The sequence below is a fragment of the Frondihabitans sp. VKM Ac-2883 genome (assembly GCF_015350875.1).
GTDB lineage: Bacteria > Actinomycetota > Actinomycetes > Actinomycetales > Microbacteriaceae > Frondihabitans.
The window spans coordinates 25,481-36,718 of the sequence record NZ_JADKSF010000012.1 but is presented as its reverse complement, the minus strand read 5'-3'; the positions used below and the strand labels follow the sequence as shown (position 1 = coordinate 36,718).

The window sequence follows — 11,238 nt, the reverse complement described above, 5'->3', positions numbered from 1 at the left end:
GCGGAAGTCTTGGAAGACGACCCCGAGGTTGCGGCGGAAGTACGGCACCTTGCGGCTCGAGAGGGTGCCTAGGCGCTGGCCGAGCACGTGGATCTGGCCCTTCGAGGGCTTCTCCTCCTTGAGCACAAGACGCAGAAAGCTCGACTTACCCGAACCCGAGGCGCCGACGAGGAAGACGAACTCCCCCTTCAGGATTTCGAGGGTGACGCCGTTGAGCGCCGGGCGCGGGTTGCCGGCATAGAACTTGGAGACTTCATCGAAGCGAATCATGACGGGGCAACGATAGGTGGCGGGAGCGACGATTCAGTGCAGGCGCGCCCCCTCGGCGAGCCTCGCAATTGGCTGGGAGCGGCCGGGGGGAACCGGCAGGCGGATCCTTCGGTTCTGTCGGGTTCTGTGGGCCCGCGTCTCACGCCCGCTCGACCCAGTAACCCTTGCCGCTGCGGCTCAGTCGTCGGAGCGCTTGCGCCAGCGGATGCCGGCCGAGATGAAGCCGTCGAGGTCGCCGTCGAAGACGTTCGAGGGGTTGTTCACCTCGTACTCGCTGCGGAGGTCTTTGACCATCTGGTACGGGGCGAGCACGTACGAGCGGATCTGATCGCCCCAGCTCGCGGTAATGGTGCCGGCGAGCTCTTTCTTCTTCGCGTTCTCGGCTTCTTTCTGCAGGAGGAGGAGTCGCGACTGGAGCACGCGCATGGCCGCGGCGCGGTTCTGAATCTGGCTCTTCTCGTTCTGCATCGAGACGACCGTGCCGGTCGGGATGTGCGTGATGCGAACCGCCGAGTCGGTCGTGTTGACCGACTGGCCGCCGGGGCCCGACGAGCGGAACACGTCGACGCGGATGTCGTTCTCGGGGATGTCGATCGACTCGGTCTCTTCCATCAGCGGAATGACCTCGACGGCCGCGAAGCTCGTCTGGCGCTTGCCCGCCGCACCGAACGGCGACATGCGCACCAGGCGGTGCGTGCCCGCCTCGACGCTGAGCGTGCCGAATGCGTAGGGAGCGTCGACCTCGAAGGTGGCCGACTTGATGCCGGCCTCTTCGGCGTAGCTGGTGTCCATCACGCTGACCTTGTAGCCGTGCTGCTCGGCGTAGCGCAGGTACATACGCAGGAGCATGTCGGCGAAGTCGGCCGCGTCGACGCCGCCCGCCCCCGCACGGATGGTGATCACGGCGGGCCGGGGGTCGTACTCGCCGTCGAGCAGCGTCTGGATCTCGAGGGTGTCCATCATCGACTGGATGTTCTTCAGCTCGACCTGCGCCTCGTCAGCTGACTCCTGGTCGTCGCCCTCGTTGGCCATCTCGATCAGCACCTCGAGGTCGTCGAGACGCTGACCGGTCGTGGTGATCTTGTCGAGCTCGGACTTGCGGTGGCTGAGATCGCTCGTGACCCGCTGGGCGTTCTCGGTGTCGTTCCAGAGATCAGGATCCGAGGCCTGCCGCTCGAGCTCGGCGATCTCGCTCTCGAGGCGTTCCACACCGATCACGGCGCTGATGTCGGCGAAGGTGGAGCGGAGGGCCGCGATCCGGTCGGAGAAGTCGAGCTCGATCATAGTTATCGAGCTTACCGTTCGGTCTCGATGCGGTCTGGGCCGCCCTGGTATCGGCCGGTGTTCCTCGGCCCCGACCGAAGTCGGCGGGTGTTCTTGAGAGTCGGCGGGTACTTCAGTACCCGCCGACACCTCACGACACCCGCCGTCTCACGCCCGACGCACGCGCCCGGCCGCTGGAGCCGATCAGCGCAGCACGCCTGCCTCACGGAGCGCGAACTCGGCGAGCTGCCGCTGCTCGAGGTCGTCGCCCGCGCTCCACGCCGCCACCGGGTTCGGGCTGAGACGCAGCAACCCCGCGGAGTCGCCGGTTGCAAGCGCCCGGAACGCCAGCAATTGGAGCCCGCCGTCGGTCAGCGAGAGCCCGCGAACCTCGGCCACCCGCCGCACGAAGCGCAACCGGGGGCGCAGCCACACCACGAGGATGACGGCGATCGGCACGAGGCTCACGACGAGCCCAGCCGCGAGACTGAGATGCCCGATCAGCTCCTGCTGCCGCTGACCGGCATCGACGAAGGTGTCGCCGACCTGACTCGCCTGCTGCAATGGCGCGCTGGCCGATTTGCCGACGAGGGGCACTCCCCCGAGCGTCTCGGCGGCGTTGCCCAGCGTCGAGCGGAGGCGGGAGCCGGCGTTCTCGACTGTCCGGCCGACGTCGGCGAGGGCCGCGATGACTCCCGCGACGGCCACGCCGAGCACGACGAACAGCACTATGCCGACGACGGCCACGATATCGCCGGCGATCTGGCGGGTGCGGGCGGCGGGAGCTGCCGAGTAGATCTGCATACCGGCGATCCTGGCCCGTGCCTCGCCCGGCCGCCGACATTGGCTAGCTGTTTTCTGCATCGCTTACCGATAATTCGGTAAGCGATGCGTGAAACGGTAAGCGACGCAGCACGAGCGCGGCAACGCGAATCGCAGCAGCGCGAGGCGCAGCCGACCGCGCGGCTAGTGCCCGAGCGCCGGCACCCGCGCCGAGAGCCCGGCCCGGCTCGCTCGCGCCACGGCCTCCGGCAGTGCGCCGAGGAAGGCGTCGACGTCGGCGTCGGACGTCGAGTGCCCCACCGTGATGCGGAGGGCACCGCGTGCCTCGTCGTCGTCGAGCCCCATCGCGAGAAGCACGTGCGACGCCTCCGGAATGCCCGCCTGGCACGCCGAGCCCGTCGACACCGAGACACCGGCAGCATCGAGCAGAAAGAGCAGCGAGTCGCCCTCGCACCCGGGGAAAGTGAAGTGAGCGTTGCCCGGCAACCGGTCGATCGGCGCACCCCGGAGAACGGCCGACGGCACAGCGGCCCGCACCCCGTCGATCACGCGGTCGCGCAGGCGTTGATAGCGCGACGGGTCGGCGGCCGAGGCCGACGCCGAACGGGCCGCGACGGCGAAGGCGACCGCCGCGGGGGCGTCTTGCGTGCCCGACCGCACCTGACGCTGCTGCCCACCCCCGTGGATGAGCGGCACGACCGTGGCAGTGCGCGAGAGCACGAGAGCGCCGATGCCGATGGGCCCGCCGACCTTGTGCGCCGAGACGCTGAGCGCCGCCAGACCGGTCGCACGGAAGTCGATGGGCACCTGCCCGTACGCGGCCACCGCGTCCGAGTGCACCGGAACGCCGAAAGCGGCGGCGAGCGCGACGATCTCGCGCACCGGCTCGAGGGTGCCGACCTCGTTGTTGGCCCAGAGGAACGTGACGAGGGCGATGTCGTCGTGGGCCTCGAGCGCCGCGGCGAGCGCTTCGATGTCGATCAAGCCCTCGGCGTCGAGGGGAATCCACTCGATCACGGCGCCTTCGTAGCGTTCGAGCCATTCGACGGTGTCGACGGTCGCGTGGTGCTCGCCTCGAGCGACGAGGATCCGTGGGCGTGGCCTCTCTGACTGCCTTGCCCACCAGAGCCCCTTGACCGCGAGGTTCACGCTCTCGGTGCCGCCCGAGGTGAAGACGACTTCGATGGGATCGCAGCCGAGCGAGGAAGCCACGGTTTCGCGGGCTTCTTCGAGCACCCGCTTAGCGCCCTGGCCCGCGCTGTGAATGGACGAGGGATTGCCGACTGCTCCGAGTGCCTCGGTGTACGCCGAGATGGCCTCGGGGAGCATGGGCGTCGTCGCCGCGTGATCGAGGTAGACGGGCAAGGCTCCTCCTTCGTCGGTCACTACTCTAGATCGCGTGTCTGACGTCGAACTCCTCCCCCGCGACGGCGGCGATGCCGCGACGCGCGATCCAGCCGAGGCTGAGAGCGCTCGGGCCGATGCTCTGAGAGATCTTGGTGTCCGTGTCACCGCCGACGGTCCGACGATCCGGGTGTGGTCGGGGCGGGCGACCGGTATCGACCTCGTGATCGACGATGCCCCCGCCGAGCACGTCGTTCCGCTCACGCGCGACGTGCACGGGGTCTGGAGTGGCTCGGATCCTCGCCTCGCGCCCGGTCGCCGCTATTGGTTGCGCGCCGATGGCCCGGTCGTCGGTGACGACGGAGTGCGCACACCGTTCGATCCGGGGGTGAACCTCCTCGATCCGTACGCCCGGGGGCTCGGTCGCACAGGTCGCGGTGAGTGGCGCGGTGTCGTCGTCGATGAGTCGTTCGACTGGGGCGGCGTCGAGAAGCCGCGTACTCCTCTCGACCACACCGTCGTCTACGAGGCCCACGTCCGCGGCCTCACGCGCCTCGCTCCGTTCGTCCCCGACGATCTGCGCGGCACCTATGCGGGGCTGGCCCACGAAAACACGATCGCCTATCTGACCGATCTGGGAGTCACGGCCGTCCAGCTCCTGCCTGTACACCAGCACGTCGACGAGCAGCGACTGGTCGCTCAGGGCTTCGAGAACTATTGGGGCTACAACACGCTGTCGTATTTCGCGCCCCACGCCGGCTACGCCTCCCGCGACGCCCAGCTCGGCGGGCCGAGCGCGGTGCTTCGCGAATTCAAGGGCATGGTCAAGCTGCTGCACGCCGCCGGCATCGAGGTCTGGCTCGACGTGGTCTACAACCACACCGCAGAAGAGGGAGAAGACGGCCCGGTGACGAGCCTCCGGGGGCTCGACGGCAGCTACTACCGGCACGACGCCGACGGCAACCCCATCGACGTCACCGGGTGCGGCAACACGCTCGACACGAGCCTCCCCGCGGCGTCCCGCCTCGTGCTCGACTCCCTCCGCTACTGGGCGAACGACCTGCAGATCGACGGCTTCCGCTTCGACCTCGCCGCCACGCTCGGTCGTGGCCCCGACGCCGTCTTCTCCCCCGATGCCCCTCTGCTGACGGCCATTCGCGACGACCCGGCCCTCGAGGGCGTCCGGCTCATCGCCGAGCCGTGGGACGTCGGCCTCGGCGGCTGGCAGACCGGCAACTTCCCCGTCGGCTGGAGCGAATGGAACGACCGCTTCCGCAACCGGGTGCGAGAGTTCTGGCTGCGCGACATCGCTCACGCGAGGGGCTCAGGATCCAGCACGAACGGTCTCGGATCCTTCGCTTCGAAGCTCTCGGGGTCGAGTGGCCTCTACGCCCACGATCGCGGTCCGCTCGCGGGCGTCAACTTCATCACGGCGCACGACGGCTTCACGCTCGCGGACGTCGTGGCGTACGACCAGAAGCACAACCTTCGCAACGGCGAAGACAACCGCGACGGCACCGACGACAACCGCTCGTTCAATCACGGGGCCGAGGGGCCGACCGACAACCCGTGGATCCTCGACGCCCGAAGGCGAGCCTCCCGTAACCTGCTCGCGACGCTCTTCCTGTCGGCCGGAGTGCCTATGCTCACCGCCGGCGACGAGATCGGTCGGACGCAGCGGGGTAACAACAACGGGTACTGCTCCGACGACGAGAGCTCGTGGGTCGACTGGAACCTCGACGACGAGCGGGAGGCGCTGCTCGCCGACACGAAGGCGCTCATCCGGCTCCGGCGCGAGAACCCGGCGCTTCGCCCCGTGCGCTTCGGCACCTTCGGCGACGTGACCCCGAGCGCCACCGACATGACCTGGTTCGGCGCCGACGGCGGCCCTCTTGAGCCGGACGACTGGCGCAACCCGGCGCACCGCACCCTGCTGTACCTGGCAGCGTCCACTCCCGAGTTCGAGGCTTTCAACCGCGTTCTCATCGTGGTGCACGGCTCCGAGAGCCCCGTGACCGTCACACTGCCCGAGTACGGCGACATCGAATCGTACGAGGTGCTCTGGACGAGCGGCGACGCCTTCGACCCACGGCCGCGGCTGCCCGGGGAGTCGTACGCGATCCTGGGGCCGACGGTGACGCTCTGGCGGGTCGTGTGACCGCCTCGCCCGCTACCCCGGCCACCGCACTGCTCGGTGACCTCGGCATCGTCTTCACTCCTCACGCGTACGAGCATGCCGACACGGCGACGAACTTCGGCGAGGAGGCAGCGGCCGTGCTCGGGCTCGACGAAGACCGCGTGTTCAAGACACTCGTCGTGCAGGCCGACGATGCACTCGTCGTCGCCGTCGTGCCGGTGTCGGGCAAACTCGACCTCAAGGCGCTGGCCATGGTGGTGGGGGCGAAGAAGGCGGCCCTCGCCGACCCAGCGGTTGCTGCGCGCCGAACCGGCTACATCGTCGGGGGGATCAGCCCGATGGGTCAGAAGACCCGGCTCCGCACCGTGATCGACGAAACGGCGGAGCTCTTCGACACGGTGTTCGTCTCGGGAGGCCGGCGCGGATTCGACGTGGAGCTCACGCCGAGCGATCTCGCTCGGGCCGCTGACGCGACGTTCTCCGCGATCGCCCGGTCGTAGCTGTCACCGGCTGGTACGGAGCCGATTCTCGAGCAGAACCGGGGCCGAGGATCCGCCAGCGGCCGCGGGGTACAGCGCATGCCGGGCTGTGTCGGTGGCTCGGCGTACCGTTCCCCGCATGACTGATGCACCGGAAGACCAGACCCCCACCCCCGCCGACGCCCCCGAGGCCACGCCCGACACCGCCACCGGCGAGACCCTCGGCGGCGCCCAGCCCGAGCCGGGCAACTCCGCCTCCAAAGACCCCGAAGAGTGGGTGACGGGCGACGAGCCCATCACCGGGCCGCAGAAGAGCTACCTCGACACGCTGGCGCGCGAGGCCGGCGAAGAGCTGTCGGCCGACATGACCAAGGCGGAGGCGAGCGAGCACATCGACCGCCTGCAGCAGAAGACCGGTCGCGGCGCGTAGCCACTAGGCGCTGACGCACACCGCACGCCCGCACCGACCGACAGGGCCCATTCGGGTGAGGTCCTGGCGGTCGGGCGGTGCCGCGGCGGTGAGCCGGGGCGGGTGTGCCGGAGCGATTTCGGGTCTGCTCGGCGTACGACCGACATTAGTGGTCCCCCATTCTGCGGACACGACTCATTGGTGATTGACCTGCACCCAGTTCGGGGGCCAGCACCGACTGCTCCCATCTCTCCCACGTCGTCCGGGAGTCGCCTTCCGATCGACCGGGGTACCCCGAATGCGTCCGCAAGGCCAGGGCCCGGGCGAACCGGGTACGGTCATGGTGTGGCGAAGCGAACAGAATCCAGGGCCGGAACATCCACAGGACGAATCCCCATTGCGGGCCTCAGTCCCCGAACTCCCGACGACGTCTTCGATACGAAGGCTTTCGTCGGAGAAGTCGTGCCCTTCGAGGCCACGGTTTTCCGTGAGGGCCACGACATAATCGATGCCGCACTGGTCGTCACCGACCCGACCGGCGCCGTCACGAGGTCGCCGATGACCCTCGGGATCCCAGGTACCGACCGGTGGAGCACCGAGCATCTCTTCGAGGTCGAGGGCACCCACACGTGGTGGATCGAGGCCTGGAACGACGACTGGGCCACCTGGATGCACGCCGCCGAGATCAAGGTGCCCGCCGGGCAAGACGTCGACAACATGCTGGCCCTCGGCACCGAGCTGCTGCAGCGGGCCGCGCAGCGCGATCCCGCCTCCGCTCTCTTCCGCGACGGTGCGAAAGCCCTCGGCAACGCCTCCCTGAGCGCAACCGCCCGCATGAGGGTCGCGAGCGACTCCCGCGTAGCCGCCGCGCTCGCGGCGCAGCCTCTGGCGAGCCTCGTCACGGCGAGCCCCAAGAAGCACGTCCGAGTCGAGCGCACTCGTGCTGCGGTGGGCAGCTGGTACGAGTTCTTCCCTCGGAGCGAAGGGGCGAAGATCCGCGACGACGGATCGTGGACGAGCGGCTCCTTCCGCACTGCCGCCCGTCGCCTTCCCGCAATCGCCCGCATGGGCTTTGACGTGGTCTACATCCCGCCGGTGCACCCGATCGGCCGTACGTTCCGCAAGGGGCCGAACAACACCCTCGAGGCGGGCCCCAACGACCCAGGGTCCCCCTACGCCATCGGCAGCGCCGACGGCGGGCACGACGCCGTCGACCCCGCGCTCGGCACCGTCGCCGACTTCGAGTGGTTCGTCGGCGCCGCCAAGAACGTCGGGCTCGAGCTAGCCCTCGACCTCGCTCTGCAGTGCTCCCCCGACCACCCGTGGGTGCGAGAGCACCCCGAGTGGTTCACGACGCTTCCCGACGGAACGATCGCCTACGCCGAGAACCCGCCGAAGAAGTACCAAGACATCTACCCGCTCAACTTCGACAACGACTACGAGGGCTTGAGCGCCGAGATCCTCCGCATCGTCCGGCTCTGGATCGACCGCGGGGTCACCATCTTCCGGGTCGACAACCCGCACACGAAGCCGGTGCACTTCTGGGAGTGGCTGCTCCGCGACATCCGCGAAGACCACCCCGAGGTGGTGTTCCTGGCCGAAGCGTTCACGAAGCCGGCCATGATGCAGGCACTCGCTCAGGTGGGCTTCCAGCAGTCGTACACCTACTTCACCTGGCGCAACGAGAAGTGGGAGCTCGAGGAGTACCTCGCCGAGCTTTCCGACGAGACGGCCGCCTGGTTCCGACCCAACTTCTTCGTCAACACCCACGACATCCTCACCCCTTACCTGCAGTACGGCGGAGTTCCGGCCTACAAAGTGCGTGCGGCGATCGCGGCGACCGCTTCCCCGACCTGGGGGGTGTACTCGGGCTACGAGCTGATCGAGAACGTCGCACGACCGGGTTCCGAAGAGAACATCGACAACGAGAAATACGAGTTCAAGCCGCGCGACTGGGCCGCCGAAGAAGAGGCCGGAGCGAGCATTGCGCCCTACCTGACCCAACTGAACAGGATCCGCGGGCAGCACCCGGCACTGCGTCAACTGCGCAACCTGACGATTCACGGCAGCGACGACGACGCGATCCTCGTCTACTCGAAGTTCCTCGCCGGAAAGCACACCCGCTCCGGTCGCTCCGACGCCATCATCGTCGTGGCCAACACCGACCCGCACTCGGCCCGCGAGACCACCGTCCGGCTCGACCTCCGGGCCCTCGGGCTCGAACCCGGGTCGACCTTCACCGTCCGCGACCTCATCACCCAGCAGACCTGGACATGGACGGACGACAACTACGTTCGCCTCGACTCGTTCGTCGAACCCGCCCATGTGCTGTCCGTCGACTTCACCCGCACGCCCTAGGAGGCACCCGTGAGCACACAGAACCTCGTGATCCCCGCCCTCGACCCGAACGAGGCGCACCTCGTCTCGGTCGGCAGCCACCCGCGACCGCACACCGTGCTCGGGCCGCACCACGTCGACGCCGGCGTCCTCGTTCGCGTTCTCCGACCGCTCGCCTCGCAGGTGACGCTCATCATCGAGACGGGCGCACGCCTCTCCATGAGCCACGTCACCGACGGCGTGTGGGAGGCCCTCGCCATCATCGAACCGGGCGCCTACCGCATCGAGGCGACGTACGACGGAGGGGACGCTGCCTGGGTCGCCGACGACCCGTACCGTTTCTGGCCGACGGTTGGCGAGCTCGATCTCTACCTGTTCGGCGAAGGACGCCACGAAGAGCTCTGGAGGGTCTTCGGCTCGCACGTCCGCGAGCAGCAGGGCACCCTCGGCACCTCGTTCGCCGTCTGGGCCCCGCACGCGCAGGCCGTCCGGGTCATGGGCGACTTCAACGGCTGGTACGGCGTCGCGCACGCCATGCGCCGTCTCGACGGCAACGGCATCTGGGAGCTCTTCGTCCCCGGTCTCACCGAGGGCATCTACAAGTACGAGATCCTGACGGCCGACGGCCGCTGGGTCGAGCGGGCCGACCCGATGGCACGGCAGGCCGAGATCCCGCCGTCGACCGGCTCGGTCATCACGAAGGCCGCCCACGAATGGGCCGACGCCGAGTGGATGGCCAAGCGTGCCAACGTCGAGCCGTCCACGCAGCCGATGAGTGTGTACGAGCTGCACGTCGGATCCTGGCGTCCGGGCCTCTCGTATCGCGAGTTGGCCGACCACCTCATCGGCTACGTCTCCAATCTCGGGTTCACCCACGTCGAGTTCATGCCGTTGGCCGAGCACCCGTTCGGCGGATCCTGGGGTTATCAGGTCACGGGCTACTACGCCCCGACCTCGCGCTTTGGCTCCCCCGACGACCTCCGATACCTGATCGACCGTCTCCACCAGGCCGGCATCGGCGTGATCATGGACTGGGTTCCCGGGCACTTCCCCAAAGACGAATGGGCCCTCGCCAACTTCGACGGTCAGCCCGTCTACGAGCACAGCGACCCGCGCCTGGGTGAGCAGCCCGACTGGGGAACGCTCGTGTTCAACTTCGGTGACTCGCAGGTGCGCAACTTCCTGGTGTCGAACGCGCTCTACTGGCTCGAGGAGTTCCACATCGACGGCCTCCGGGTCGACGCGGTGGCCTCCATGCTGTACCTCGACTACTCCCGCAACGAGGGCGAGTGGGTGCCGAACAAGTTCGGCGGCCGCGAAAACCTCGAGGCGATCTCGTTCCTGCAGGAAGCCAACGCGACGGCGTACAAGCGGAGCCGGGGCATCATGATGATCGCCGAGGAGTCGACGTCGTGGCCCGGAGTCACACGCCCCACCAGCGAGGGCGGCCTCGGTTTCGGCCTCAAGTGGAACATGGGCTGGATGCACGACTCGCTTGAGTACATCCAGCGAGACCCGATGTACCGCAGCTACCACCACTCCGAGATGACGTTCTCGTTCGTCTACGCGTTCAGCGAGAACTTCATGCTGCCCATCAGCCACGACGAGGTCGTGCACGGCAAGGGCTCCCTCATCGGCAAGATGCCAGGAGACGAGTGGCAGAAGCTCGCCAACCTCCGCGCCTACCTGGCCTTCATGTGGGGCCACCCGGGCAAGCAGCTGCTCTTCATGGGCTCCGAGTTCGGCCAGCAGTCGGAGTGGAGCGAGCAGCGCGGCCTCGACTGGTGGGTGCTCGACCAGCCCGAGCACCAGGGCCTGCACTCGCTCGTGCGCACCCTGAACCTCGTCTACAGCGCCGAAAAGCCGCTCTGGGAGCACGACTTCGACACCGACGGCTTCGAGTGGATCGACGGCGGTCTCAGCGAAGACAGTGTCGTCGCGTTCCTGCGCAAGTCAGACGACGGATCGAAGGTGGCCGTTCTCGCCAACTTCTCCGGCCAGCCGGTCACCCGTCGACTCGGGCTTCCCGTTGCCGGCGAATGGCACGAGATCCTCAACACCGACGCTGGTGAATACGGTGGATCCGGTGTCGGCAACTACGGTGGCGTCACGGCGACCAACGACCCCTGGGGCGGACGCCCGGCCTCGGCCGAGGTCACACTGCCGCCGCTCGGTGTCGTTTGGCTGAAGCTCGACGCCTGAGCCGCACGGCCCGG

General features: G+C 68.2%; 9 protein-coding genes. 5 read left to right on the top strand and 4 right to left on the bottom strand.

The genetic code is table 11. The features are described from left to right. The 4 genes from ITJ49_RS16860 to ITJ49_RS16845 all read right to left on the bottom strand — a co-directional run. On the bottom strand, positions 1-270 hold a 270-nt coding region (locus ITJ49_RS16860; protein ID WP_194606707.1), incomplete at its 3' end, for an ATP-binding cassette domain-containing protein. Between the two features lie 177 nt (positions 271-447). Then, positions 448-1,554 carry a peptide chain release factor 2 gene (prfB, locus tag ITJ49_RS16855; protein ID WP_194606706.1) on the bottom strand — a complete coding sequence of 369 codons (1,107 nt, stop codon included), beginning with the start codon at positions 1,552-1,554 and terminating at the stop codon, positions 448-450. A 183-nt stretch (positions 1,555-1,737) separates the two neighbouring features. Beyond that, positions 1,738-2,337: a hypothetical protein gene (locus ITJ49_RS16850; protein WP_194606705.1), complete on the bottom strand. Its 600-nt coding sequence runs from the start codon at positions 2,335-2,337 to the stop codon at positions 1,738-1,740. A gap of 162 nt (positions 2,338-2,499) precedes the next feature. Further along, positions 2,500-3,681: a cysteine desulfurase family protein gene (locus tag ITJ49_RS16845; protein ID WP_194606704.1), complete on the bottom strand. Its 1,182-nt coding sequence runs from the start codon at positions 3,679-3,681 to the stop codon at positions 2,500-2,502. 34 nt (positions 3,682-3,715) lie between these two features. Here ITJ49_RS16845 and glgX point away from each other — a divergent pair, with 34 nt between their 5' ends. The 5 genes from glgX to glgB all read left to right on the top strand — a co-directional run bounded on the left by glgX (position 3,716) and on the right by glgB (position 11,224). Next, entirely contained in the window at positions 3,716-5,818 is a 2,103-nt protein-coding gene (gene glgX, locus ITJ49_RS16840) for a glycogen debranching protein GlgX (protein WP_194606703.1), read from the top strand. Next, entirely contained in the window at positions 5,815-6,297 is a 483-nt protein-coding gene (gene ybaK, locus ITJ49_RS16835) for a Cys-tRNA(Pro) deacylase (protein ID WP_370544589.1), read from the top strand. The genes glgX and ybaK overlap by 4 nt, the downstream gene beginning before the upstream one ends. A gap of 118 nt (positions 6,298-6,415) precedes the next feature. Further along, entirely contained in the window at positions 6,416-6,706 is a 291-nt protein-coding gene (locus ITJ49_RS16830) for a DUF3072 domain-containing protein (protein WP_123944665.1), read from the top strand. A gap of 324 nt (positions 6,707-7,030) precedes the next feature. After that, positions 7,031-9,043, top strand: coding sequence for an alpha-1,4-glucan--maltose-1-phosphate maltosyltransferase (locus ITJ49_RS16825; RefSeq protein WP_370544588.1), 2,013 nt, complete (start codon positions 7,031-7,033; stop codon positions 9,041-9,043). Between the two features lie 30 nt (positions 9,044-9,073). Further along, positions 9,074-11,224, top strand: coding sequence for a 1,4-alpha-glucan branching protein GlgB (glgB, locus tag ITJ49_RS16820; RefSeq protein WP_370544590.1), 2,151 nt, complete (start codon positions 9,074-9,076; stop codon positions 11,222-11,224). The last annotated feature ends 14 nt before the right edge of the window (positions 11,225-11,238 follow it).